The 23,782-nt window shown below is 73.8% G+C and carries 23 protein-coding genes; 7 read left to right on the top strand and 16 right to left on the bottom strand.

Annotation, left to right across the window (positions count from 1 at the left end; all coding sequences use genetic code 11):
* Positions 1-16 precede the first annotated feature (16 nt).
* Positions 17-808: an amidohydrolase family protein gene (locus tag ACZ4VF_RS17455; RefSeq protein ID WP_467926809.1), complete on the bottom strand. Its 792-nt coding sequence runs from the start codon at positions 806-808 to the stop codon at positions 17-19.
* Positions 809-910: 102 nt separating this feature from the next.
* On the opposite strand from ACZ4VF_RS17455, the gene ACZ4VF_RS17450 reads away from it, so the two are divergent.
* On the top strand, positions 911-1,288 hold the full coding sequence (locus tag ACZ4VF_RS17450) for a MerR family transcriptional regulator (RefSeq protein ID WP_467926808.1): 378 nt from the start codon (positions 911-913) through the stop codon (positions 1,286-1,288).
* Here ACZ4VF_RS17450 and ACZ4VF_RS17445 read toward each other — a convergent pair whose 3' ends face one another.
* The 4 genes from ACZ4VF_RS17445 to ACZ4VF_RS17430 form a co-directional block, all read right to left on the bottom strand.
* Positions 1,289-1,489, bottom strand: coding sequence for a hypothetical protein (locus tag ACZ4VF_RS17445; protein WP_467926807.1), 201 nt, complete (start codon positions 1,487-1,489; stop codon positions 1,289-1,291).
* Between the two features lie 35 nt (positions 1,490-1,524).
* A complete protein-coding gene (locus tag ACZ4VF_RS17440) occupies positions 1,525-2,655 on the bottom strand; it encodes a hypothetical protein (RefSeq protein WP_467926805.1) in 1,131 nt (376 codons plus the stop codon).
* Positions 2,656-2,784: 129 nt separating this feature from the next.
* Complete coding sequence (locus ACZ4VF_RS17435; RefSeq protein WP_467926804.1) at positions 2,785-4,416, bottom strand: M48 family metalloprotease; 1,632 nt, start codon at positions 4,414-4,416, stop codon at positions 2,785-2,787.
* A 187-nt stretch (positions 4,417-4,603) separates the two neighbouring features.
* Entirely contained in the window at positions 4,604-5,722 is a 1,119-nt protein-coding gene (locus tag ACZ4VF_RS17430; protein ID WP_467926803.1) for a hypothetical protein, read from the bottom strand.
* 779 nt (positions 5,723-6,501) lie between these two features.
* On the opposite strand from ACZ4VF_RS17430, the gene ACZ4VF_RS17425 reads away from it, so the two are divergent.
* A complete protein-coding gene (locus ACZ4VF_RS17425) occupies positions 6,502-7,656 on the top strand; it encodes a cystathionine gamma-synthase (protein WP_467926801.1) in 1,155 nt (384 codons plus the stop codon).
* A 10-nt stretch (positions 7,657-7,666) separates the two neighbouring features.
* On the opposite strand, the gene ACZ4VF_RS17420 is transcribed toward ACZ4VF_RS17425, so the two are convergent.
* From ACZ4VF_RS17420 to ACZ4VF_RS17410, 3 genes are all read right to left on the bottom strand, one after another.
* Positions 7,667-7,915, bottom strand: a complete 249-nt coding sequence (locus ACZ4VF_RS17420; protein WP_467926800.1) for a hypothetical protein — start codon at positions 7,913-7,915, stop codon at positions 7,667-7,669.
* Between the two features lie 51 nt (positions 7,916-7,966).
* Positions 7,967-8,470 carry a sigma factor-like helix-turn-helix DNA-binding protein gene (locus ACZ4VF_RS17415; RefSeq protein WP_467926799.1) on the bottom strand — a complete coding sequence of 168 codons (504 nt, stop codon included), beginning with the start codon at positions 8,468-8,470 and terminating at the stop codon, positions 7,967-7,969.
* Between the two features lie 101 nt (positions 8,471-8,571).
* The gene (locus ACZ4VF_RS17410; RefSeq protein ID WP_467927360.1) at positions 8,572-9,078 is read right to left on the bottom strand and encodes a MarR family winged helix-turn-helix transcriptional regulator; all 507 of its coding nucleotides are present in this window, start codon (positions 9,076-9,078) and stop codon (positions 8,572-8,574) included.
* Positions 9,079-9,240: 162 nt separating this feature from the next.
* On the opposite strand from ACZ4VF_RS17410, the gene ilvA reads away from it, so the two are divergent.
* Positions 9,241-10,470, top strand: a complete 1,230-nt coding sequence (gene ilvA, locus ACZ4VF_RS17405) for a threonine ammonia-lyase (RefSeq protein WP_467926797.1) — start codon at positions 9,241-9,243, stop codon at positions 10,468-10,470.
* Between the two features lie 83 nt (positions 10,471-10,553).
* Here ilvA and greA read toward each other — a convergent pair whose 3' ends face one another.
* Positions 10,554-11,051: a transcription elongation factor GreA gene (gene greA, locus ACZ4VF_RS17400; protein WP_467926796.1), complete on the bottom strand. Its 498-nt coding sequence runs from the start codon at positions 11,049-11,051 to the stop codon at positions 10,554-10,556.
* Positions 11,052-11,253: 202 nt separating this feature from the next.
* The gene (locus tag ACZ4VF_RS17395) at positions 11,254-11,652 is read right to left on the bottom strand and encodes a DUF4307 domain-containing protein (RefSeq protein ID WP_467926795.1); all 399 of its coding nucleotides are present in this window, start codon (positions 11,650-11,652) and stop codon (positions 11,254-11,256) included.
* 175 nt (positions 11,653-11,827) lie between these two features.
* On the opposite strand from ACZ4VF_RS17395, the gene mca reads away from it, so the two are divergent.
* Positions 11,828-12,688: a mycothiol conjugate amidase Mca gene (gene mca, locus ACZ4VF_RS17390; RefSeq protein ID WP_467927359.1), complete on the top strand. Its 861-nt coding sequence runs from the start codon at positions 11,828-11,830 to the stop codon at positions 12,686-12,688.
* Positions 12,681-12,929 carry a hypothetical protein gene (locus tag ACZ4VF_RS17385; protein ID WP_467926794.1) on the top strand — a complete coding sequence of 83 codons (249 nt, stop codon included), beginning with the start codon at positions 12,681-12,683 and terminating at the stop codon, positions 12,927-12,929. Before mca ends, ACZ4VF_RS17385 begins: the two co-directional genes overlap by 8 nt.
* Before the next feature lie 11 nt (positions 12,930-12,940).
* On the opposite strand, the gene ACZ4VF_RS17380 is transcribed toward ACZ4VF_RS17385, so the two are convergent.
* Both ACZ4VF_RS17380 and ACZ4VF_RS17375 read right to left on the bottom strand, forming a co-directional pair.
* A complete protein-coding gene (locus tag ACZ4VF_RS17380) occupies positions 12,941-16,147 on the bottom strand; it encodes a tetratricopeptide repeat protein (RefSeq protein WP_467926793.1) in 3,207 nt (1,068 codons plus the stop codon).
* 113 nt (positions 16,148-16,260) lie between these two features.
* Positions 16,261-16,647, bottom strand: coding sequence for a hypothetical protein (locus ACZ4VF_RS17375; RefSeq protein ID WP_467926791.1), 387 nt, complete (start codon positions 16,645-16,647; stop codon positions 16,261-16,263).
* 142 nt (positions 16,648-16,789) lie between these two features.
* On the opposite strand from ACZ4VF_RS17375, the gene ACZ4VF_RS17370 reads away from it, so the two are divergent.
* On the top strand, positions 16,790-17,467 hold the full coding sequence (locus ACZ4VF_RS17370) for a helix-turn-helix domain-containing protein (RefSeq protein WP_467926790.1): 678 nt from the start codon (positions 16,790-16,792) through the stop codon (positions 17,465-17,467).
* A gap of 168 nt (positions 17,468-17,635) precedes the next feature.
* Positions 17,636-19,669, top strand: a complete 2,034-nt coding sequence (locus ACZ4VF_RS17365) for a thioredoxin domain-containing protein (RefSeq protein WP_467926789.1) — start codon at positions 17,636-17,638, stop codon at positions 19,667-19,669.
* Between the two features lie 313 nt (positions 19,670-19,982).
* On the opposite strand, the gene ACZ4VF_RS17360 is transcribed toward ACZ4VF_RS17365, so the two are convergent.
* The 4 genes from ACZ4VF_RS17360 to trhA form a co-directional block, all read right to left on the bottom strand.
* On the bottom strand, positions 19,983-20,705 hold the full coding sequence (locus ACZ4VF_RS17360) for a Mut7-C RNAse domain-containing protein (protein ID WP_467926787.1): 723 nt from the start codon (positions 20,703-20,705) through the stop codon (positions 19,983-19,985).
* Positions 20,706-20,738: 33 nt separating this feature from the next.
* Positions 20,739-21,371, bottom strand: a complete 633-nt coding sequence (locus ACZ4VF_RS17355; RefSeq protein ID WP_467926786.1) for a TetR/AcrR family transcriptional regulator — start codon at positions 21,369-21,371, stop codon at positions 20,739-20,741.
* A 5-nt stretch (positions 21,372-21,376) separates the two neighbouring features.
* Positions 21,377-22,945 (bottom strand): DHA2 family efflux MFS transporter permease subunit, encoded by a 1,569-nt coding sequence (locus ACZ4VF_RS17350; protein WP_467926784.1) that lies wholly within the window; start codon positions 22,943-22,945, stop codon positions 21,377-21,379.
* Between the two features lie 113 nt (positions 22,946-23,058).
* A complete protein-coding gene (gene trhA, locus ACZ4VF_RS17345) occupies positions 23,059-23,772 on the bottom strand; it encodes a PAQR family membrane homeostasis protein TrhA (protein ID WP_467926783.1) in 714 nt (237 codons plus the stop codon).
* Positions 23,773-23,782 lie beyond the last annotated feature (10 nt).

Here is a 23,782-nt window from a genome sequence, read left to right as displayed (position 1 = left end):
CGCCCGAATTACGGGGTCAGCGGGGCACCCGGAACACCTCGGCCGCGGTGCCGCCGAGCACCCGGTCCCGGACCTCGCCGGAGGCCGTGGCCCGCTCCACCATCACGCGGGCCACGACGGGGTCGCCGTAGGGGGCGTCGGAACCGAAGAGGGTGCGCTCGGGGAGTTCGCGGACGGCCAGCCGTACGGCGATGACGAGGAACGCCGTCGACAGCTCCAGGTACATGCCGGGCGTGTCCCGCACCAGTTCCACGGCCTCCATCCAGTGCAGGCCGCCGAGCTGGCTCACGACGAGCGGGACGCGGGGGTGGCGGCGGGAGAGCGCGGCGAGCGTGCGCAGGTCGTCCGCGGTGGTGGGGGCGAAGCCGTGCACGACCACGGGCAGCCCGCCGTGATCGGCGGCGGCCCTCAGCACGGGCTCCAGCCGCCCGGCCCGCCCCGGCGCCGGCGTCAGCTCCCCGATCCCGCGCAGCCCCCGGCCGACCACGTCCTCGGCGACGGCCCGTTCGACCTCCTCCTCCGGCAGCTCCAGCGGCACGGACCCGAACCCGACGAACCGGTCCGGATGCGCGGCGACCGCCGCGGTCACCTCGTCCAGCGCACCGGCGAAGGCCTCCCGGGTGCCGCCGCGCCCGCCGAGCGCACCGTCCAGCACCGCGAACTCCCGCCGCAGCGACGCCAGATCACCGGCGCGCTCGGGATGCGGCCGGGTCGGGAAGAGGACGGTCCTGTCGACACCGGCGGCGTCCATGGCGTCCAGGTGGAGGCCGACGGGGTCGTGCACGTGCCCGTGCGCGTCGATGATCACTGTTTCTCCCTGCGGGTCGCGGAATGCCTGTCGCCGCGAGAGAGTTGCAGCCTCACACAGTGGGAAGGTCAAGCGACCGGCAGACCCGGGAGGAGGAACGGCGTGCTGATCGGCGAACTGGCGGCCCGCACCGGCACCAGCCCCCGCCTCCTGCGCCACTACGAGAGCACCGGCCTCCTCACCCCGCACCGCCGCCCCAACGGCTACCGCACGTACGAGGAGGCGGACGTCCAGCGCGTCCACCGCATCCGCACCCTCCTCGCCGCGGGCCTGCCGACCCGCCTGGTCGCCACGCTGCTGCCGTGCACGGCGGACAGCGCAACGGGCCCCGCCCTGACCGCCTGCCCCGGAGTCCCCGAAACCCTGCGCCGCCGCCTGTCCGAACTGGACGAGAGGGCCCGGCGCCTGGAGGCGGAGCGAACGGAACTACGCCGCCTGCTCACCGCCCTGACCCCGCGGACCGCCGCCGCGCAACGCTGATCACCCGCCGGACGCTCCGGCCTCCGCGGCACGCGTGACCTCCGCGACGTAGGCGGGGAAGGTGGCGAAGCGCAGCCAGACCAGCAGGCAGGTGTTCCGGGGTGCGCAGCCCGGGCGGACGAGGCCGTGGAGGGCGCCGACCGCTTCGGCTGGCGCCCGGCGGTCCGGGCGGCCCATGCGGCCGAGGTCCGCGAGACACACCCCTGCGACGGTCCGGGCGGCTCCGCCCCTTCCGGTCAGGCGGCCGCCGGCGCGGCCTGGGCGGCCACCTCGCCCACCACGGTGTTGCGGACCCGGCAGTAGTACCCGGCCTTGTCGTTCCGGTAGCGCCACGGCAGCGCGTGCACATACCCGTCGACCAGCTTGAACTGCTCCAGCGCCGCCTCGTTGCGGTCCTGCAGGTGCAGGTAGAACGCCAGCAGGTGACGCAGCTCCGGCAGCCGCGGGTGGGCCGGGTCGGCCGCCGCCGCGTCCGCGAGGGCCGCTTCGACCCGGGCCAGCATCTCGGGGGTGTTGTCGGCCGCGGTGTCCTCCGAGTCGTCGTGCTCGAAGTGCGCGATGAGCGGCAGCGCCGTCAGCAGGCTGCCCAGCGGCGCGCCGGCCGCCGCCCGCTCGGCGAAGTCCATGGCCTGCCGCTCGGAGCCCCGCCATTTCGCGCACCAGTACTGGAGCGCCGAGAAGTGGGCCTCGTAGTGGTGCGGGGCGCGGGCGGTGAGCTTCTCCCACAACGCGTCCATCCGGGCGTTCGGATAGCCGAGGCCCAGCGCCACCCAGATCTCCGCGACGTACGGCGTCGGGTCGTCCGGGTTCAGCTCCGCCGCCCTGGCGACCTCCTCACGGGCACCGTCCAGCGTGCGGTGGAAGGCGTCGAACTGCTCCCTGGTCGTGTACTGGGCCTTCTGGCCGCCCCGCAGCTTCCAGGCCAGGATCACCGTGCTGCGCGCCCGGACCACGGCCGCGTCCGGATCGTCGCGCCGCTCGGCCTCCCACGCCAGCAGCCAGGCGTCCTCCTCGGCCGCGCACTCGGCCAGCAGATACGCGGCCCACGACCGGCGCTCCCAGTCCCGGCCTATCGAGGCGAGCAGGCCGGCGGCCGGCAGCCAGTCGCCGCCGCGCACCGCGGCGAGCACACCGGCCCACTCCGCGGGCAGGGGCCCCGCGAGGTCCGTGTTCTGCCGCTCGACGGGCAGCAGTCCGAGCTTCTCCGCGGCCCGCGCGGCCTGCGCGGCTTCCGCGGCCTGTGTCGCCTCCGCATCGTCGTCGGGGCTCGGGTGGAACAGCTCCTTGAGGAACACCCAGGCCAGCCACAGCACGAAGACGAGTGTGGGGACGGCCAGGACGCCCAGGATCCAGAACAGGACGGTCATCGGGGGTCGGTCCGTTTTCTTCTCGGGGGGTCTTGCTCGGGGGAGGTCTGGAGGGTCGGGGGAGATGTCACCGGAAATCCCGGGGAGTTCCAGGGGCGAGGGGCGGGGCTGCCCGGGCCGGGAGGACCGTCAGGCGTTCTGGGTGGCCGGCGGCAGCAGGGCCCGCAGCCGCGTGGTGTCGGGGTGGTCGGCGAGAGCCGCCTCCAGGGCCGCCTCCAGCTCGGCCTCCGAGCCCCCCTGCCCCGTCTCCGAACCCCAGCCGGGCAGCCGCAGCGACGCCGGCTGCGACCAGGAGAACTCCCAGTGCAGCAGCGAACGGGAGCTGAACTCGGCCAGCACCATCGTGCGCAGCGAGCGGCGCAGCACCGGCCGTACGAACTCGCGGAACGCCCGCCCCTTCGCCGCGGCCGCCTCCTCCGACAGCGGCAGCTTCTCCGCCAGGCGCCACAGCCGGCCGTCGTCGATGACGTCCAGCAGCGCGGACAGCGTCGCCGGCTGCCCGGTGTACCCGGCCAGCGCCCGGTGCAGCGGGGTCTGGGTGGCCGCCAGGCCCGCGGTCATCGAGGCGTCCAGCAGCTCCGGCCAGCCGGCCGCGCGCGGGTAGCGCAGCAGTTCGTCGGCGAGGGTGGCGTCCTCCAGCGCCGCCAGCGTGCGCGCGGGGTCGGACAGCAGGGCCAGCGCCGCCCCCGTGGCCTCGTCGGTGCGGCCGTCGGCGGGCAGCGCCTCGATCCGGCGGACGCGTTCGGCGATCGGCGGGTGGGAGTCGTACGGCCCGACGGGCTCCTCCGGCAGCTCCGAACGGAGACCGGCCAGCTCCAGTTCACGTGCCGTCAGCATCCGGCCGAAGCCACCGAAGAACTCACCGTGCGGCGGCAGCAGCCGGGCCTGGAGGCCGAGGGTGGCGTACGACTCCAGGTAGAAGTCGTGGGAGGCGGACAGGACCGGGATCTCCCGCAGCGCCGACGCGGTCGCGTCCCGTCCGGCGATCCGGGCGGCGCTCAGGTCGGCGGCGAACTCCTGGCCGCGCGCGGTGGAGAGGGAGGCGCGCAGGTAGAACCTGCCGTACGCGGTGTAGATCCGCGCCATCGTCCGGTACGTCGCGCCGACGCCGGTGGTGTCGACCTGCTTGGCCTTCCTGCCCTTGGCGACCCGCTTGGCGGACGCCCGCTCCTGCCGTGCCCGGTCGGCGGCGACCTTGTCGTCCGCCTTCTCGTGGAACTGGCCGATGACCCGGCCGATCTGCACGCGCCCGCGCACGACGAGTGCGGACAGCCGGGTGTCACCGCCGGTGAAGTGCCCGAACTCGTGGGCGAGCACGGAACGCAGCTGAGCCTCGGTCAGGCCGGTCAGCAGCGGGACGCCGAGGTGGAGGCGGCGGGGGCCGGGGAGCAGGCCGAGCAGCCGCGGACTCTCGCTGACGGACGCGTTGACCTCGCCGGTGAGCACGATCCGGTCGGGGGCGCGGGTGCCGGCCGCCGCGGCGATCTCCCGGACCAGCGCCCACAGCCGGGGCTCGTCGGCCTCGGTGACCGGGATGCCGGGGACGTCCTCGCCCCTGGGCGTCCGCAGCATCAGCATGCCGCGGACGACGGGGATGGCGAGCAGCACGGTCACGAAGCCGACCTTCGCCGTGAGCGGGCCGTGTCCCCAGCTGAAGACGAGGACATCGAGGCCGATCAGCGCGGCGAGCAGGACGAGGCTCAGCAGATAGAAGCCGAGCAGCAGGACGAGGGCGCGCAGCGCGCGCAGAGTAGCGCCCATCGGGCAGATCCCCCCACAGGACCTCAAAAAGGGACATGACAAGGCCGACGGGCCGTCGGGCCCGGTCGTCGCCGGTAGTGCGTATGGGTGCGTTCCGGTGCTGGTGATACGCGTGTGGCACCGGTGGCACTTGTGGTGTGGGGGGATGCGGAGTATGCCCTACCGCAGGTCAGAAGGGCAATGCCGGTCAGCCGGGGAGGGTGGCCGGGCTGCCGCCGTTCGCCTCGTAACCTGCCACCGCCAGCGCGCGGGCCACGGCGTACTCGGCGGCCGGGTCGGTGGACAGGGTCCACGGCAGCGCCCCCACGTGACCGTCGATGTGGATCAGCTGGTCCATGGCCTCCGCCCAGCGCTCGGCGCGGACCAGGAAGAACAGCAGCAGGTGCCGGACGTGCGGGAGCGTCGCGTCGTCGGGGCGGGCCGAGCGGACCGCGTGCAGGGCGCCGTGGATCGCCTTGGTGATGACCTCGCTCTGGAAGAAGCTCCTGACCGTGGTCACCTCCGGGAGGTGCTCGAACACCGCGAACAGGGGCAGCGCGGCGAGCAGCGAGCCCTCCGGGGCGCGGGCGGCGGCGGCCTCGGCGAAGGAGTACGCCTGCTCGCGCGAGCCGTGCCACTTCTCGCACCAGTAGTGCAGGGCGGCCAGGTGTGCGCCCATGTGCTGCGGCGCCCGGTCGACGATCTTCAGCCACAGCTGCTCGAACTCGTCTCGCGGGTAGGCCAGTCCGCGCGCGATGGACAGCTCTACGACGTACGGCACCGGGTCGCCGGGGGCCAGCAGCGCCGCCTGTGCACAGGCGTCCCGCGCCTCCTCCATGATGATGCGGAAGTCCTCCGTGCCCGGTGTCGCCGTCCGCCAGGCCTGCTGCACCAGGAACTCCGCGTGGACGGCGGCGGCGCCCGCGTCCTTGGGCCGCTCGGCCCGCCACACCCGCAGCCACTGGCCGCCCGGCGTCTCGTGTATCCCGCCGGGCCGCTGCCGCAGCTCCAGTGAGGCGGCGCCGGCGAAGGCCTGCACCCGCTGCCAGCGCAGTTCGTCCCCGGCGTCGGTGCCGGCCAGCAGCTGGTCGGCGGCCCGGTAGTCCTGGGTGCGCTGCACCAGCTCCAGGACGGCCAGCAGGTCCTGGTCCGGGCCGGGCAGGCGCACGTCCAGCTCCTCCTGGCGCACGAAGCCGTAGGCCGCCGGGTCGGCGGCGTCCGGGTGTCCCGGGAGGACCTGCTCGATCATCCCGCGCCTGCGCCGCATGACCGGGAGCAGCACGAGGCTCAGCATGAGCAGCGCCATCAGCAGCCAGAGAATCGCCATGCCCCAAGCGAACCAGACGCCGCCGACACTTGGCGAACCCCGCCCCGCCTCTGTGGAAAACTCCCGACCCGACCATGACAACCAGCCGGATCGGGGGGAGGGCGGGGGACCGGTGGAAGGGCGGCGCGGACGGCCCGGGGGACGGCGTGGCGGGGCGATCGGGCTCGGCGGGCGTCCCGGCCTGGGGAGGGTGAGGTGGGGCGATCGGGCTCGGCGGGCGTTGGGGCCCGGGGAGGGTGAGGTGGCGCGATCGGGCTCGGCGAGCGTCGGGCCCGGGGAGGGTGAGGTGGGGCGATCGGGCTCGGTGGGCTGTCGCGGCGGCTCCGGGGAGGGCGGGGTGGGGCGTCCGGGTTCGGCGGGCGTTGGGGCCCGGGGAGGGCGAGGTGGGGCGATCGGGCTCGGCGAGCGTCGGGCCCGGGGAGGGTGAGGTGGGGCGATCGGGTTCGGCGGGCGTCCCGGCCTGGGGAGGGTGAGGTGGGGCGTCCGGGTTCGGCGGGCGTTGGGGCCCGGGGAGGGTGAGGTGGGGCGTCCGGGTTCGGCGGGCGTTGGGGCCCGGGGAGGGTGAGGTGGGGCGATCGGGTTCGGTGGGCGTTGTGGCGGTTCCAGGGAGGGCGGGGTGGGGCGTCCGGGTTCGGCGGGCGTCTCGGCGGCTCCGGGGAGGGCAGAGCGAGGCGACTGGGTTCGGCGGGCTGTCGCGGCGGCTCCCGGGGAGGGCGAGCCGGGGGCGACCGGGCTCGGTGGGCGTCGGCAACGGGCCGGGCGGACTACGCTCGGTGCACATGAGCGACAGGCACATCAGTCAGCACTTCGAGACCCTCGCGATCCACGCGGGCAACACCGCGGATCCCCTCACCGGCGCGGTCGTACCGCCGATCTACCAGGTGTCGACCTACAAGCAGGACGGCGTAGGCGGGCTGCGCGGCGGCTACGAGTACAGCCGCAGCGCCAACCCCACCCGCACCGCCCTGGAGGAGAACCTCGCCGCGCTGGAGGGCGGCCGCCGCGGCCTCGCCTTCGCGTCCGGCCTGGCGGCCGAGGACACCCTGCTGCGTACGCTGCTCACCCCCGGCGACCACGTGGTGATCCCGAACGACGCCTACGGCGGCACCTTCCGGCTCTTCGCCAAGGTCGCCACCCGCTGGGGCGTGGAGTGGTCGGTCGCCGACACCAGCGACCCGGCCGCCGTCCGCGCCGCGATCACCCCGAAGACCAAGGCGGTCTGGGTGGAGACCCCCTCCAACCCGCTGCTCGGCATCACCGACATCGCCGCCGTCGCGTCGGTCGCCCACGACGCGGGCGCGAAGCTCGTCGTGGACAACACCTTCGCCACCCCCTACCTCCAGCAGCCGCTCTCGCTCGGCGCCGACGTCGTCGTGCACTCCCTGACGAAGTACATGGGCGGCCACTCGGACGTGGTCGGCGGTGCGCTGATCGTCTCCGACCCGGCCCTCGGCGAGGAGCTGGCCTACCACCAGAACGCGATGGGCGCCGTCGCCGGCCCCTTCGACTCCTGGCTGGTGCTGCGCGGCACCAAGACCCTCGCGGTGCGCATGGACCGGCACAGCGAGAACGCCACGAAGATCGCCGACATGCTGACCCGGCACCCCAAGGTGAGCAGCGTGCTCTACCCGGGGCTGCCCGAACACCCCGGCCACGAGGTCGCCGTCAAGCAGATGAAGGCGTTCGGCGGCATGGTGTCCTTCCGTGTCGAGGGCGGCGAGCAGGCCGCGGTCGAGGTGTGCAACCGCGCCCAGGTCTTCACCCTCGGCGAGTCCCTCGGCGGCGTCGAGTCCCTCATCGAGCACCCCGGCCGGATGACGCACGCCTCCGCGGCCGGCTCCGCCCTGGAGGTCCCGGCCGACCTGGTCCGCCTGTCCGTCGGCATCGAGAACGTCGACGACCTGCTGGAGGACCTGCAGCAGGCCCTCGGCTGACAGGCCGGCGTCACCAGCCGGTGAGCGGCGGAGTCGTCTGCGAGGGCGGCTCCGCCCACGGCTGGGCCCCGGCCGCCCACACCGCGAACGCGACGGCCGCGGCGAACGCCAGCAGCCACAGCACACGGCGGACGAGCTGCCGCTGCCGCAGCAGACGGTCACCGCGGCGCACCGCCTCCCCGTACAGCTCCGGCGGCAGGGGCGCGCCGCCCCGCTCCATGACCCGCCGCACGGCGGCCTCCCGCTCACTCCGGTTCATCCCGGCCTCCCCCCGCCGCCCGTCCCGGTCTCTGCCCGGCCCCGGTGGCGCTCACGACGGTGCCACCTCCGTGTTCGGCGTGCGCGGGGCGGCCCGGCGGTCCGGGTGCAGCACCGTGGCCGTGGCCCGGTCGCACAGGATGTGGACGCGTTCCGCGGGCAGGCCGAGCAGGGCCGCCGTCTGTTCCTCGGCGACACCCTCGTACAACCGCAGCACCAGGACGAGCCGTTCCCGCGGTGTGAGCGCGGCCAGCGGACTGCGCGGATCCGGCCTGGCCCGGCCGAGGACGCCGTACCGGTGCCAGGTGGTGCGGGCGAAGCGGGTGGCGAGGTACTGGCGGGCGCAGTCGTACGGGTCCTCGCCGCGCAGCCGGTCCCAGCGGGCGTAGGTGTGCGCGAGCGCGAGCGTCAGCAGGCGCCGCGCGCGCGGGTTGGCGTCCGGCGCCTCCGCGGTGAGCAGCATGGCGGCGTGCAGCAGGCGCCCGGCCGCGCCCGCGACGAACGCCTCGAACTCCCGGGCCCGGCGGGCATCACGGGCCACTTGCCGATCGCGCACCACGCCTCCCCCTGACGGGGTCCTGGTGGGGACCCGGTCTCATATGAGGCCAGCGGCGGCCCCGGGTCAAGAGGTGCGGACGCCCGCGGTGCGGTGCGCGCTCAGGAGGCCGGCGGCTGCTCCGCCACCGCGACGCCCTGCACCGACATCCGGGCGGAGAGGGCGACATTGAAGCGGGTGAGGAGCGTGCAGAACTGCTCGCGCTCCTCCGGCGCCCAGTCGTGTGTCAGCTCGGCCATGAGCTGACGCCGGGACGAGCGCACCTCCTCCAGCCGGGCGGCGCCGCGCGGCGACAGCTGGAGCACCACCGCGCGCCCGTCCTCCGGGTGCGAGGTGCGTTTGACGAGCCCGGTGTCGACCAGCGGCGCCACCTGCCGGGTGACCGTGGAGGAGTCGATGCCCATGCTCGCGGCGAGCGCCTTGACGCCCATCGGGCCTTCGTTGTCCAGGCGGTTGAGCAGCAGGTACGCAGCGCGGTCCATGGAGTTGCGCACCTGTCCGACGCCGCCGAGCCGGGTCTGTTCGGCGCGGCGGGCGAACACCGCCACCTCGTGCTGGAGGGTGTCGAGGAGACCGGTGTCACCGACGGTCGTCATGTCCATCGACATTTCAGGTGTTGTGGGCATGGCCGGAGGCTCGCTTCATGAAGGGCTGCTGGGTTGGGGGACAGGGTACGCGGCCCGGCGCCGGGCCGTACCGGCGCTGCGCAAACCGGTCTCGCTGCTTGGTCACACCCGTCGTGCGCACACGTGAACTGCGATGCTGGAGTCATGAGCTACCGCACGGCCGACTCCTTGCGCTCCGTCACCCTGGACGACGTCCGCGGCGCGCAGAAGATGCTCTCCGGCGTGGCCCGGGTGACCGCGATGGAGGGCAGCCGGCACCTGACCCAGATGGTGGGCGCGCCGGTGCACCTGAAGTGCGAGAACCTCCAGCGGACCGGCTCGTTCAAGCTGCGCGGCGCCTACGTGCGGATCGCCGGGCTGCTGCCGGAGGAGCGGGCCGCCGGCGTGGTGGCCGCGAGCGCCGGCAACCACGCGCAGGGCGTGGCACTGGCCTCCTCGCTGCTGGGCGTGCACTCCACGGTGTTCATGCCCAAGGGCGCGCCCCTGCCGAAGATCAGCGCGACCCGGGACTACGGCGCCGAGGTGCGCCTGCACGGCCAGGTGGTCGACGAGACACTGGCCGCCGCCCAGGAGTACGCGGCCGAGACCGGCGCGGTGTTCATCCACCCCTTCGACCACCCGGACGTGATCGCCGGCCAGGGCACGGTCGGCCTGGAGATCCTTGAGCAGTGCCCGGAGGCCCGGACGGTGGTCGTCGGCATGGGCGGCGGCGGACTCGCGGCCGGCATCGCGGTGGGGGTGAAGGCGCTCAGGCCGGACGTCCGGATCGTCGGCGTACAGGCGGAGGGCGCCGCCTGCTATCCGCCCTCGCTGGCCGCCGGGCGCCCGGTGTCGCTGCGGAACCCGGCGACGATGGCCGACGGCATCAAGGTCGGGCGGCCCGGCGTGGTGCCGTTCGGGATCGTCGACGAACTGGTCGACGAGGTGCGCACGGTCACCGAGGACCAGCTGTCCGCGGCGCTGCTGCTCTGCCTGGAGCGGGCCAAGCTGGTCGTGGAACCGGCCGGGGCCAGTCCGGTCGCCGCGCTGCTGGCCGCGCCGGACACCTTCGAGGGCCCGGTCGTCGCGGTGCTCTCCGGCGGCAACGTCGACCCGGTGCTGATGCAGCGGGTCCTGCGGCACGGCATGGCCGCCCAGGGCCGCTACCTGGCCGTACGGCTGCGGCTGACCGACCGGCCGGGCGCCCTCGCCACCCTCCTGGGGGTGCTGTCGGCGGTCGACGCCAACGTCCTCGACGTCAGTCACGTCCGCACCGATCCCCGGCTCGGGCTCAGCGAGGCCGAGGTGGAGCTGCACCTGGAGACGAAGGGCCCCGTCCACTGCACCGAGGTCGGCCGGGCCCTGCACGACGCCGGCTACACCGTCATCGACTGACCCGGCGCCGCCGCACCCGCTCGCCGGTCATGACGAAGCCCCCGGCCGCCCTGGGGCGGGCCGGGGGCCGAAGCGAACCGGGATCAGGCCGTGTACGGCTTGGCCTCCAGGATCCGCACCGAGGCCTTCTTGCCGTTCGGCAGCTCGTACTCCGCGTCCTCGCCGACCTTGTGGCCGATGACGCCCGAACCGAGCGGGGACTGCGGGGAGTACGTCTCGATGTCGGCGCTCGCGTACTCGCGCGAGGCGAGCAGGAACGTCAGGGTGTCGTCCTCGTCACCGTCGAAGGCGATCGTGACGACCATGCCGGGCGCGACGGCGCCGTCCGCGGCGGGCGCCTCACCGACCTTCGCGTTCTCGAGGAGCTGGGTCAGCTGGCGTACGCGCAGCTCCTGCTTGCCCTGCTCCTCCTTGGCCGCGTGGTACCCGCCGTTCTCGCGCAGGTCGCCCTCCTCGCGCGCGGCCGCGATCTTGGCGGCGATCTCCGTGCGCGCAGGACCAGTAAGGTACTCAAGCTCTTCCTTGAGCTTGTCGTACGCCTCCTGGGTCAGCCAGGTGACGTTCTCGCTGGTCTGGGTCACAGGGTGCTCCTCGTCGGTACTGGGAATACAAAGCATCGCCCTACCCAGAAGAATGTTCCCTCTCGGGTGGGCGAAACCACGAGCCTAACAATTCAACGGCCCAAGGGGGAGGACATAAGCCACCAGAATTCCATCAACGCAGGTCAGCGCCTACGCATTCCGGGTGAACCCGGGAGGTGTCGTCCCCGTCCCGCAGCGGCCGTCAGTCGGTGTGGCAGCCCAGCAGCTGTGCCGTCGTCCCCTCGGCCGTCGTACGCAGCGTGACCACCTTGTCGATCCGCGTGGCCGATCCGGAGAAGCGGAAGTCGGCCCGGCCCACCTCCGCACCGTCGGCCGCCTGGGACCGCACGGTGCAGTAGCCCGAGGCGCCGGCGTCCTTGTGGACCTCCAGATGGACCCGGACCGCGTCGTCGGACGCCTTGAAGGAGATGACCGCGGCGCTGATCTCGCTCTTCGCGACGTAGTGGTAGAAGAAGAAGCCGATCAGGGCGAGGAGGGCCGCGCCCAGCACCGAGCCGGCGATCCTGAGCGTGCGGTCGGCGTTCCGGTCCGAGGAACGACCGTAGCGACCCTCGGGCAGCCGCGTGCTCGCGGTACTCATGATCGTCCTCTCCGCGGAATTATTCGCCCCCCGATTCGGTCACTATAGAAGCCGCCCGCCACCCGACCACCACCCCTCAACGAGTCCCTTCGGGACGACGCCAGTTTCTTCGCACCCGGAGCCACGGGGGCGCCGACTTACCGAGGATTGAGTCTTGACTGACCAGTTGCGACTGATGGCCGTTCACGCGCACCCCGACGACGAGTCGAGCAAGGGCGCGGCCACCATGGCGAAGTACGTGTCCGAGGGGGTGGACGTGCTGGTGGTGACCTGCACCGGCGGAGAGCGCGGATCCGTCCTCAATCCCAAGCTGCAGGGCGACACCTACATCGAGGAGCACATCCACGAGGTCCGCCGCAAGGAGATGGACGAGGCCCGGGAGATCCTCGGCGTCCGGCAGGAGTGGCTCGGCTTCGTCGACTCCGGCCTGCCGGAGGGCGACCCGCTGCCGCCGCTGCCCGAGGGCTGCTTCGCCCTGGAGGACGTCGACAAGGCGGCCGGCGAGCTGGTGAAGCAGATCCGTTCCTTCCGTCCGCAGGTGATCACCACCTACGACGAGAACGGCGGCTACCCGCACCCCGACCACATCATGACCCACAAGATCTCCATGGTGGCGTTCGAGGGCGCGGCGGACACCGAGAAGTACCCCGAGGCCGAGTTCGGGCCCGCCTACCAGCCGCTGAAGCTGTACTACAACCAGGGCTTCAACCGTCCCCGCACCGAGGCGCTGCACCAGGCGATGCTCGACCGCGGCCTGGAGTCGCCCTACGGCGAGTGGCTCAAGCGGTGGAACGAGATCGAGCGCACCGAGCGCACCCTGACCACGCACATCCCGTGCGCGGACTTCTTCGAGATCCGTGACAAGGCGCTGATCGCCCACGCCACGCAGATCGACCCGGACGGCGGCTGGTTCAAGGTGCCGCTGGAACTCCAGAAGGAGGTCTGGCCCACCGAGGAGTACGAGCTGGCGAAGTCCCTCGTGGACACCTCCATCCCCGAGGACGACCTCTTCGCGGGCATCCGGGACAATGCCTGACATGAGCGCAAGCGTGAGCCTCGCAGTGACGCACCTGGTCCCCCTCGCCAAGGAGGTCGACCAGAACAAGGTCACCCCCGGAGTCCTCGGCTTCATCGTCTTCGCGGTGATGGCCCTGGCCGTGTGGGGCCTGATGAAGTCGATGAGCAAGCACATGCAGAAGGTCGACTTCAAGGAGGCCCCGGACGCGGAGGGTGAGAAGGCCGGGCGGAAGACCGGCCCCTCGGCCCAGCAGGGCTGACCCGCGGCGGGTCAGCGCCCCGTCGGTACCGCCACCCCCATCACCTCCCGGGCGTGGCGGTCCGGAGTCATGCGCAGACGCCAGGCCTGCCAGCCGTCCTCCAGCCGGACGCCCCGCTCCAGCAGCAGGGCGTACGCCGGCACGTAGTCGTCCAGCTTCTCGTCCCGCAGCGGATGCGTGGCACGGGCCAGCTGGGCCAGCTCCTCCTGGGCGACCGCCGTGCCCACCTCCACCCCGCCCGGCGCCGCGTACGGCAGCAGGGTGCAGCGCAGAAAGCGGGCCCAGTCCTCGCCGCGCTTGTCGCCGTAGGACGAGAACAGGGTGAGCGCCTCGTCGCACAGGGCCAGCGCCTGCTGCGTGCGCGCGTTGCCCGCGTCCACCACCGCCAGCTCCAGGCAGGTCCAGGCCTCGCCGTGGGCGACGCCGATCCGCTGGAAGTCGGCCCGCGCGTCCACCAGGAGCTGACGGGCGAACCCGGAGTTGCGCAGCGAGCCGGTCTGCGCGGCCCGCTGGTCCCGGGTCGCCCGCGCCGAGTGGTGCCGGGCGCAGGCCAGGCCGTAGACGTCCCGCATCCGGGAGAACATCGTCCGGGACCGCTCCAGCTCGCGCACCGCCTGGTCCAGCTCGCCGGTCTCCTCCAGCGCCTGCCCCAGGTAGAACAGCGTCCACGCCTCCCCGCGCGCGTCCTCGTTGTCCCGGTGCCGGGCCACCGCCCGGCGCAGGCCCTCCACGGCCGCCGGGGCGTCCCCGGCCACCAGCCGGGCCCGGGCCAGCTGCGTCAGCGCCCAGGCCTCGCCGCGGGCGTCCCGCGTCCTGCCGTACCGCTCCAGGGCCGCCCGCAGCTCCGTCTCCGCGCGCGGTACGTCCCCCAGCCGCAGCGCCAGCTGACCCAGCTGGAAGTGCGCCCAGGCCTCGCCGTGCACCGAGCCGCCCTCGCGGTGCAGCACCAGCGAGCGGGTGAGCAGGTCCAGTGCCTCCGCCAGCCGCGCCCGGTCCCGCTGCACGGCCGCCAGCGCGTGCATCGTCCAGGCCCGGTCCGTCGCCAGCTCCGGCGCCTGCTGCAGGTCCAGCGACTCCTGGAGCCTGGCCGCGGCCTCGGTGAGGTTGCCCTGGTGGTGCAAGGTGATCCCCAGCGAGGTCAGCGCGCGGGCCGCCCCCGCCTCGTGATGGGCCTCCCGGTACAGGTCCACCACCGACGCCAGGGTGGTACGCGCCTTGTCCAGCTCGCCCAGCTGCCGGGCCGCGATACCGGTACGCCACTGCACCGACCGCACCAGCAGCCCCTGGTCCACCGACTGCGCCAGCTCGCTGATCTCACCCAGCCGGTACAGGTCACCGCGCAGCAGGCAGTAGTCGCACAGCGCGCCCAGCAGGTTCAGCACCGCGGCCTGGTCCACGCCCTCGGCGTGCCGCAGGGCCGCGGTGATGAAGCTCGACTCGTCGTCCAGCCAGCGCAGTGCCTCGTCGAGCGAGGGGAAGCCGTGCGAGCCGAACTGGTTCGACCGCGTCGACATGTTCCCGTCGACCAGGCGCAGCACCGCGTCGGCCAGCTCGGCGTAGTTCACGATCAGCCGTTCCTGCGCCGCCGCCCGCTCGGCGGGGTCCTCCTCGTCCAGCAGCCGGGCGTGCGCGAAGGCCCGCACCAGGTCGTGCAGCCGGTACCGGCTGCCGCGCACGTGGTCGATCAGGCCGGCCCGGGCGAGCACCACGAGATGCCGGGTGGCCTCCGCCTCGTCGGTGGCGAGCAGCGCGGCGGCCGCCGCCGCGCCCAACGAGGCCCGGCCCGCCAGCGCGAGCCTCCTCAGCAGCCGGCGGGTGGGCTCCGGCTGGTCGGTGTAGCGCAGCCACAGCGCCCGCTCCACCGGCTCCACCGGGCCGTACACACCCAGGTCCGCGGCCAGCCGCCGGGGGGAGCGCGGGCCCAGCGCGGAGCCCGCGATCCGCAACGCCAGCGGCAGCCCCCCGCACAGCTCGCGGACCCGCTCGACGGACTCCGCGTCGTACGGCCCCGACGCGTCCTTCGCCGCCGCGCCCAGCAGCTCCTCGGCGCCCGGCGCGTCCAGCGCCCGCACCGGCAGCTCGTGCACCCAGGCCGGCAGGTCGCCGGGCAGGTCGAGCGGGGCCCGGGCGGTGACCAGGACCAGGCTGTCGGACCGCTCCGGCACCAGGGCGCGCACCTGCTCCGGGTCCGAGGCGTCGTCCAGCACGATCGTGACCGGCAGCCCGGTCAGATGCCGGTGGTACAGCTCGCCGAGCCGCTTGAGCTGCTGGTCGGGGGAGGACCGCTCCCGGAACAGCAGCTGCTCGCGGGGTGCGCCCAGCCGGTTGAGCAGGTGCAGCAGCGCGTCCCGGGTGGACAGCGGCGCCTCGTCCCGGCTGCCGCCGCGCAGGTCGACCACCACCGCGCCCCGGAAGTGGTCCCGCAGCTCGTGCGCCGCGCGCACCGCGAGCGTGGTCCGGCCGGAGCCGGGCTCGCCGTGCAGCACCACCACCGTCGGCCGTGTCTCGGTGGCCGCACGGGCCGCCTGCGCCCACTGCCTGATCCGCCCCAGCTCCGCCCGGCGCCCCGCGAAGATCCCGTCGGCCTCCGGGAGCTGACCGAACGACTGCTCCAGCATCGAACGCCTGCGGGCCGCCGCGCTCTTGTCCGCACCGCGCAACGCCTGTCCGCCACCGGTCTTCTTGGCGCCCGTGGAGGCGCTGAGGACCCGCTGCTGATCGAGGAACGGGCGGATCCCCCGCACCTCCAGGGCCGTCAGCCACTGGAGCCGCAGCTGCTCCGGGCCGCCGGGCTGACCGGCCGCGCCCGCGCGGTGGTGGGCGGCGGGCAGATGCGCGCCGGCCACCTTCACCACCGTGGCCGCGGCGCCCACCACGGCGGCGGTGGCGCCCGCGCCGAGGGCCGTACCGGTACCCGTGCCCAGGGACAGGTCGGCCACGGCGGCGGCGACGGCGGCAACGGCCGCCACCAGCAGGGCCGTCCCCGCGCCCGAGCGCGCGTACCGCTGGCCGAAGGTCAGCCGGCCGGCCTCCGCCTCGTCCAGCGCCCGGGTGTAGGCCTCGTACTCCTCGCCGGCCGCCCCCGCCATCGCCTCCAGCGCACCGCGCGCCCGCGACAGCAGCACCTGACCGTCGACCCGACCGCCCGACCGTCGCACCTCCTCCTCGACGGCCCGCACCAGCAGCCGCTCGGCCTCCGCCCGATGACCGTCCCGCATGTCCCGTCCCCCTCCGGCGTCAACTCCTCTGCCTAGGAGTGTCCTTGGAGCGGGGCGGGAGCGCGAGGGGGTGGCGGCCGGCGGGGTGCCGGCGCCGAGCGCCGAGGCCGCGCTCACGGCCATTCCTCGCGTCCGGCCCGTCTTGCCAGCGCCAGTGTCACGCACACCGCCGCCACCGCCCCCTCCGCCACCGCGCAGGCGAGGGCCTGGGCGAGGGAGGCCACCGTGTGGGCGGTGGTGATGTCGAACCAGGCGTCCACGACCGCGATGCCGGCCGTCGCCGAGGCCGTGAGGCGGGCGCGGGCGTCGCCGCGCAGGCCCAGGGCGGCGGTGGCGGCGCAGCCGGCCGCCAGGAGGACGTCCAGGCCGATCCAGGCCAGGGACCAGTGGTGCACCCGCGTGCTGCCGGGCAGGGTCACCGCCAGCACCGCCATCCACGGCACCAGCAGGGCCGCCGCCGCCCCCAGCAGGATCAGCGTCCACTTCCTCGTCCCCGTCATCCCCAGCCCCCTCGTCGCCGTCACGAACACTGCTTCCACGATAGAACGCAGAGAAAACTCTGCAAAGAAAAATCGGCAGACCTCAGGGATGTCTCAGGGTGGCTCAGGGATCGGTCGGGGGTGCGCGCGTTACCGTGAGCCCATGACCGACGGCCTGCCCGAGATGACCAGCCTGGAGCGCACCGCCCTCTACAAGTCCCTCGGCAACCCGCTGCGCCGCCGGATCCTCGACTACCTCGGCCGGCACGGCGAGGCGAACTCCACGGTGCTCGCCCGCGAACTCGGCGAGAGTTCCGGTACCACCAGCTACCACCTGCGCAAACTCGCGGAGCAGCGGCTCATCGAGGAGATCCCGGAGAAGTCCGGCGGCCGGGAGCGGTGGTGGCGGGCCCTGCCCTTCCGGCACACCACGCCCGACCCGGCCACCATGGCCCCGGAGGAGTACGCGGCAGCCGCCGAGCTGGCCCACCTGAAGATCGAGTTCGACACCGCGCTGTACCACCGGGCCCACCGGGAGTACCGGGGTCCGGAGGGCTGGGTCCAGGTCCAGCGCCACGGTACCTGGATGACCAGGGCGGAACTCCTCGACTTCATGCGGGACTACCACGCCCTCCTCGACCGCTACGGCCGTTCCCGCGAGGAGGCCCCGGCGGGGGCGCGCCCGATGCTGATGCGGTTCTACGCCGTTCCCGAGCCCGGGGGGCCCGGGGGGCCCGGGGAGCCCGGGGAGCCCGGGGAGCCCAGGGATGGGGTCGCGGGCGGGTCCGTGGAGGGCGGCGCCCTGGGGAGACCCCTGAGGGAGTCCCCGGGGGAGCCCTAGGTGAGCGACCCGGGCCCTGGGGGAGTTCCGAGGGAGGGTGCCCCAGGCCCCGATGGGACGCCCCGGAGGAACCCTTGCCGGCATCCGTGGAGCAGTGGGTGCAGGAGGACGCCCGACGCGGTCCCGCCCTGACCTCCCGCACGCGGGGTGCTGCGGCAGGATGGGGGTATGCCGAATCGACTGGCCCATGAGACGTCCCCGTACCTGCTCCAGCACGCGGACAACCCCGTCGACTGGTGGCCGTGGTCCGGTGAGGCCTTCGAGGAGGCCCGCAGGACCGGGCGGCCCGTGTTGCTGAGCGTCGGATACAGCAGCTGTCACTGGTGCCATGTCATGGCGCACGAGTCCTTCGAGGACCAGGCCACCGCCGACTACCTCAACGAGCACTTCGTCAGCGTCAAGGTCGACCGCGAGGAGCGGCCGGACGTGGACGCCGTCTACATGGAGGCCGTACAGGCCGCCACCGGGCAGGGTGGCTGGCCCATGACCGTCTTCCTCACCCCGGACGCCGAGCCGTTCTACTTCGGCACCTACTTCCCGCCCGCCCCCCGGCACGGCATGCCGTCCTTCCGGCAGGTGCTGGAAGGGGTGCAGCAGGCCTGGACCACTCGTCACGACGAGGTCGCCGAGGTCGCCGGGAAGATCGTCCGGGACCTCGCCCAGCGGGAGATCGTCCGGCATGCCGCCGAGGCGCCCGGCGAGGGGGAACTCGCCCAGGCGCTGCTCGGGCTCACCCGCGAGTACGACCCGCAGCGTGGTGGATTCGGCGGTGCGCCGAAGTTCCCGCCGTCCATGGTGCTGGAGTACCTGCTGCGGCACCACGCGCGGACGGGTGCCGAGGGCGCGCTCCAGATGGCGCAGGACACGTGCGAGCGGATGGCCCGGGGCGGGATCTACGACCAGCTCGGCGGCGGGTTCGCCCGGTACTCCGTCGACCGCGACTGGATCGTGCCCCATTTTGAGAAGATGTTGTATGATAATGCACTTTTGTGCCGGGTGTACGCCCACCTGTGGCGGGCCACCGGATCGGATCTCGCCCGGCGGGTCGCGCTGGAGACGGCCGACTTCCTGGTGCGGGAACTGCGCACGGAGGAAGGCGGGTTCGCCTCCGCGCTCGACGCCGACAGCGACGACGGCAGCGGGCGGCACGTCGAAGGGGCGTACTACGCCTGGACGCCCGCGCAGCTGCGGGAGGTGCTCGGCGACGACGCCGAACTCGCCGCCCAGTACTTCGGCGTGACCGAGGAGGGCACCTTCGAGCACGGGCAGTCCGTCCTCCAGCTCCCGCAGACGGAAGGTGTGTTCGAGGCCGAGAAGGTCGCGTCCGTCAGGCAGCGGCTGCTCGACGCGCGCACGCGGCGGCCCGCGCCCGGCCGGGACGACAAGGTCGTCGCCGCCTGGAACGGGCTCGCCGTCGCCGCGCTCGCCGAGACCGGTGCCTACTTCGACCGGCCCGACCTGACCGAGGCCGCCCTCGGCGCCGCCGACCTGCTCGTCCGCGTCCACCTGGACGAACACGCCCGGCTCGCCCGCACCAGCAAGGACGGCCGGGTCGGCCCCAACGCCGGTGTGCTGGAGGACTACGCCGACGTCGCCGAGGGCTTCCTCGCGCTCGCCTCGGTGACCGGCGAGGGCGTGTGGCTCGACTTCGCCGGACTCCTCCTCGACCAGGTCCTCGCCCGCTTCACCGACCCCGCGACCGGCGCCCTGTTCGACACCGCGTCCGACGCCGAGCCGCTCATCCGCCGCCCCCAGGACCCCACCGACAACGCCGTCCCCTCCGGCTGGACCGCCGCCGCCGGAGCGCTGCTGGGCTACGCCGCCCACACCGGCTCCGAGGCCCACCGAACCGCCGCCGAGCGGGCGTTGGGAGTCGTGAAGACGCTCGGACCGCGGGTGCCCCGGTTCATCGGATGGGGGCTCGCCGTCGCCGAGGCGCTGCTCGACGGACCGCGCGAGGTGGCGGTCGTCGGACCCGCCCCGACCGACGAGCGGACGGCCGCCCTGCACCGTACGGCGCTGCTGGGCACCGCCCCCGGGGCCGTCGTCGCCTGCGGCACCCCGGACGGCGACGAGTTCCCGCTGCTCGCCGAGCGCTCCCTCATCGACGGCGCCCCGGCCGCGTACGTCTGCCGGGGCTTCGTCTGCGACCTGCCGACAACGGACCCGGCGGCCCTGAAGGCACGGTTGGCCAGGCCGTGACCCGGGGGCCGGCCGGGCCGCGGCCACGCCTCCGCCGTCCCCGGTGATCCGGCCCGGCGGCACGGTGCCGGAGACCGGCGGCGCCCCGCGCGCCCACCGCGTGGACCCCGCCTTCGAGGGGTCCGTCTTCGGGGGGTCCGCGAGGGGCCTGTGAGCCGCCGTGCCCGTTCCGGGGCGGCCCGCCCGCGGATCACCTCGCTCGCGCACACCCACCGGAGGTACGGCACCACCAGCGGATCACCGCCGACCGCCCCCGACCGCCCCCGGCGGCAGCCGGCCGCGCGGGCCGGGCCCCGCGGATCGGCCGGTGTGCTCAGCCGCCCTGGGTACGCCTGCTCAGCGCCCGCTCCACGACCGCCTCCAACTGGTCGTGGTGGGCGCCCTTCCAGTAGGCGCGGCCGCAGTCCGCGCACCGGGCGAAGACGTCGTACGAGCGTTGGGTGCCGTCCTTGAGCTGGTCGGCGACCTCCTCCTTGGTGGCCTCCGTCAGCAGGCCGTTGCAGGCGGTGCAGCGGGTCCAGGGGCGCAGGTCGGGGGCGAAGCGGTCGAGGACGTCCTGGAGCTGGTCGTCGGGGCGGGTGCTGTAGACGAAGGCGCCGGCCCACAGTTCCCGGCGGCGCAGCAGACCCCGGTCCCGGCTGAGCATGACCCGCTTCTCGGCCGCGGAGCGGGCGGCGAGCGCCGGGTCGCCGATGTCCGTCGACTCGTACGCCGTGTCCACGCCGAGGAGGCGCAGCCTGCGGGCCAGCGTGCCGAGGTGGACGTCGAGGAGGAAGCGGAGCGGCGCGCCGGGCACCCGCTGGGGCCGTTCCACCGGCCGCACGGCGACGCGCTCGGCGGGCCCGGGGATGTGCGAGGGCGGGACCGTGCGGCCGTCCACGACCAGCGCGCCGACCTCGGTGAGCGGGACCCCGAGGGACTCGACGACGTGCCCGAGCGTCGAGACGCCGTCGGTGACGAGCGTCCGGCGCGGCGCACGCGGGACGAACAGGGACAGCTCGGGAGCGAACTCGACGTGGATCTCGGGACCGTTCACCCGGTCAGGATGCCACGCGAACGGGCTGTGGCCTCAGGGTTTTCCGGTGGGGAGGCCGCGCTCCAGGACGTCGAGGGCGCGGTCCAGCATGGCGCGCAGGTCGTCCTCGAAGCCGTTCTCCGCCCAGCACATGTTGGCCTCCATGAGGCCGCCGACGAGGGCCATCGCGTAGACGCGCACCTCCAGGCTGTCCGGGTCCAGGGCGAAGCGCTCGCCGAGGGCCGTCCGGAGCAGGCGCCCGGTCTCCGACATGCTCTCGACCATCCGGGACCGGACGGCGGGGACCTCGACCGCGAGGCGCGCCCGGAGCCGGACCACCTCGGGGTCCTCCGCCATCATCGCGTCGAAGGCCGTGTGCATCACGTACCGCACCGAGTCCGTCCACGACTCCCCCGCGGGCCGGGCGCGCAACTCCTCCAGCAGCAGGGGGTCGTACTCGTCCGTGAGGACGATGTCCTCCTTGGTCGGGAAGTACCGGAAGACGGTCGACGGCGACACCTCGGCCCGGTCGGCGATCTGCTCGATCGTCGTGGCGTCGTAGCCCTGTTCGCCGATCAGCGCGTAGGTCGCGGCGCGGATCGCCCGGCGGGTCTTGATCTTCTTGCGTTCCCGCAGCCCCAGAGGGGGGCGGTCGGCGGGGGAGAGGGGGGAACGAGCGGCCGTCATGCCGGTCATTGTCCGGCATCGGCCGTGGTGGGGGCCACGGGCCGGGTCTCCTCCCCCTCCGTGCGCCGGGCCGCCGGTGCGTTCGGCAGCAGCAGCGCCGCGAGCAGGGCGGCCACCAGGGAGGCCACCGCGCACACCAGCAGCACCAGGGTCATGCCGTGCACGTACGAGGCGTCCGCCGAGGCCGCGAGGTGCGCGGAACCGGTCCTCGCGGCGACCAGGTGCGCGGCGACCACCGACTCCCCGGCGGTGTGCGCGGCGGCGGAGGGCAGCCCGGTGACGTCGAGCCGGTCCCGGAAGGCGTCCGCGAGGAGGCTGCCGAGCAGCGCGATGCCGATGGCGCCACCGACCTGGCGGAGGGTCAGCAGCAGTCCCGATCCGCTGCCGGCCCGGTCGGAGGGCAGCGTGCCGAGGGCGCCGTCCATCGCCGGGACCACGCAGAAGCCGAAGCCGAGGCCCGTGATCGACAGCCACAGCGCGGTGAAGCCGTAGCCCGAGTCCACCGTCGTACGGCTGCCCAGCAGGGCGGCGAAGGCGAGCACGACCAGGCCCGCGCCGACCACGGCCCGGGCGCCGAACCGGGCGACCACCGGCTGGGCGCCCCGCGCGGCGACCAGCAGGCCGCCCATCATCGGCAGCAGCCTCAGGCCGGTGCCGAGGGCGTCGTTGCCGAGGACGGCCTGGAGGTACGGGGGCAGCACGAACATCAGGCCGGACAGCACGAACATCACCAGGGTCGCGGCGACGGTGTTGAGCAGGAAGCCCCGCCGGCCGAGCAGGGCAAGGTCGAGCATGGGGCGGACCGCCCGGCGCTCGCGCAGCACCAGGGCGGTGAGGACCACGGCCGACGCGGCGAGCACCGCCAGGACCGGCGCGTCGCCCCAGCCGCGGTCGGGGGCCTCGATGATCGCGTAGACGAGGGCGCCCAGGCCGGTCGCGGCGAGCGCGGTGGACAGGACGTCGACCCTCGGTGAGGCCGGGTCCCGCGTCTCGGGCAGCAGGAACACGCAGGCGGCGATACCGAGGGCCGCCATCGGCACGTTGACCAGGAAGACCGAGCCCCACCAGAAGTGGCCCAGCAGCCAGCCGCCGAGGACCGGACCGAGCGGCAGGCCGAGCGCGGAGGCCGCGGAGATCAGGCCGACCGCCTTGGTGCGCTCGTCCGGGCCGAACAGCGAGGGCAGCACGGACAGGGCGAGCGGCATGACCAGCGCCGCTCCGACGCCCATGACCGCGCGGGCGGCGATCACGGCGTGCACGTCACCGGCCAGCGAGCCGAGGAGCGAGCCCGCCAGGAAGACACCGAGCCCGGCGACGAGCATCCGGCGGCGCCCGAACCGGTCGCCGAGCAGACCGGCGGGGAGCATCAGCGCCGCGAAGACGACGACGTACGCGTCCGCCATCCACTGCTGCTGACCCGTCGTGGCGCCGAGCCGCCCGGCCATCGTCGGCAGGGCGACGTTGAGGATCGTCGTGTCGAAACCGAGCACCAGCATGCTCGCGACCAGGGCGCCGAGGGCCCACCAGCGGCGGGGGTGGTGCCGCGTCTCGTCCACGTGAGTGACAGTAGCCATGAAATGAAAGTAGCTGTCAAAATAGGCCGACTGTCAATTCCTGCGAGGTGTCGGACAACGAAAAACGGCCACGGCTCGGGTGAGCCGTGGCCGCGGGAAGCGGTGTCGCGGGGTTACGCGTGCTGGTACGCCACCAGCGAGATCCCGACGTAGTGGACGACGAACGCGGCGAGGGTGAAGAGGTGGAAGACCTCGTGGAAGCCGAACCAGCGCGGTGACGGGTTCGGGCGCTTGATGCCGTAGATCACGCCGCCGACGCTGTAGAGCAGCCCGCCGACGACCACCAGCACCAGGACGGCGATGCCGCCGGTGCGCAGGAAGTCCGGCAGGAAGAAGACCGCCGCCCAGCCCATCGCGATGTAGCAGGGCGTGTAGAGCCAGCGCGGGGCCCCGACCCAGAAGACGCGGAAGACGATGCCCGCCGCCGCGGCGGCCCAGATCCCCCACAGCAGCCACCGGCCCTTCCCGTCGGGCAGGAGCAGCAGCGTCAGCGGGGTGTAGGTGCCCGCGATGATCAGGAAGATGTTGGCGTGGTCCAGGCGGCGCAGCACGCCGTCCATGCGCGGGCTCCAGTTGCCCCGGTGGTACAGGGCGCTGACACCGAACAGCAGGCAGGCCGTCAGGGCGTAGATCCCGCAGGCGACGCGGCCTCTGGTCGAGTCGGCGAGGGCGGTGAGCAGCAGGCCCGCTATGAGTACGGCCGGAAACATACCGAGGTGCAGCCAGCCGCGGAGCCTCGGCTTGACCGGATGCGGCAGGGAGAGCGCGACGGGACCGCGGCCGGCGGCCGGCGTGTCCGTGGGCGCGTCGGGGGCGGACGCAGTCATGCGCCGCATG

It is taken from the genome of Streptomyces sp. NPDC029151 (genome assembly GCF_055564315.1).
The sequence above is the reverse complement of the archived record's forward strand: the minus strand, read 5'-3'. Positions and strand labels throughout refer to the sequence as shown.

Bases quoted from the DNA above. Each gene is read 5' to 3' on its own strand.
- ACZ4VF_RS17440 (WP_467926805.1), bottom strand. From the start codon at position 2,655: ATGACCGTCCTGTTCTGGATCCTGGGCGTCCTGGCCGTCCCCACACTC.
- ACZ4VF_RS17435 (WP_467926804.1), bottom strand. From the start codon at position 4,416: ATGGGCGCTACTCTGCGCGCGCTGCGCGCCCTCGTCCTGCTGCTCGGC.
- ACZ4VF_RS17430 (WP_467926803.1), bottom strand. From the start codon at position 5,722: ATGGCGATTCTCTGGCTGCTGATGGCGCTGCTCATGCTGAGCCTCGTG.
- mca (WP_467927359.1), top strand. From the start codon at position 11,828: ATGGCCGTTCACGCGCACCCCGACGACGAGTCGAGCAAGGGCGCGGCC.
- trhA (WP_467926783.1), bottom strand. From the start codon at position 23,772: ATGACTGCGTCCGCCCCCGACGCGCCCACGGACACGCCGGCCGCCGGC.
- ilvA (WP_467926797.1), top strand. From the start codon at position 9,241: ATGAGCTACCGCACGGCCGACTCCTTGCGCTCCGTCACCCTGGACGAC.
- ACZ4VF_RS17370 (WP_467926790.1), top strand. From the start codon at position 16,790: ATGACCGACGGCCTGCCCGAGATGACCAGCCTGGAGCGCACCGCCCTC.
- ACZ4VF_RS17350 (WP_467926784.1), bottom strand. From the start codon at position 22,945: ATGGCTACTGTCACTCACGTGGACGAGACGCGGCACCACCCCCGCCGC.
- ACZ4VF_RS17410 (WP_467927360.1), bottom strand. From the start codon at position 9,078: ATGTCGATGGACATGACGACCGTCGGTGACACCGGTCTCCTCGACACC.
- ACZ4VF_RS17355 (WP_467926786.1), bottom strand. From the start codon at position 21,371: ATGACGGCCGCTCGTTCCCCCCTCTCCCCCGCCGACCGCCCCCCTCTG.
- ACZ4VF_RS17395 (WP_467926795.1), bottom strand. From the start codon at position 11,652: ATGAGTACCGCGAGCACGCGGCTGCCCGAGGGTCGCTACGGTCGTTCC.
- ACZ4VF_RS17380 (WP_467926793.1), bottom strand. From the start codon at position 16,147: ATGCGGGACGGTCATCGGGCGGAGGCCGAGCGGCTGCTGGTGCGGGCC.
- ACZ4VF_RS17375 (WP_467926791.1), bottom strand. From the start codon at position 16,647: ATGACGGGGACGAGGAAGTGGACGCTGATCCTGCTGGGGGCGGCGGCG.
- ACZ4VF_RS17425 (WP_467926801.1), top strand. From the start codon at position 6,502: ATGAGCGACAGGCACATCAGTCAGCACTTCGAGACCCTCGCGATCCAC.
- ACZ4VF_RS17385 (WP_467926794.1), top strand. From the start codon at position 12,681: ATGCCTGACATGAGCGCAAGCGTGAGCCTCGCAGTGACGCACCTGGTC.
- ACZ4VF_RS17420 (WP_467926800.1), bottom strand. From the start codon at position 7,915: ATGAACCGGAGTGAGCGGGAGGCCGCCGTGCGGCGGGTCATGGAGCGG.
- ACZ4VF_RS17365 (WP_467926789.1), top strand. From the start codon at position 17,636: ATGCCGAATCGACTGGCCCATGAGACGTCCCCGTACCTGCTCCAGCAC.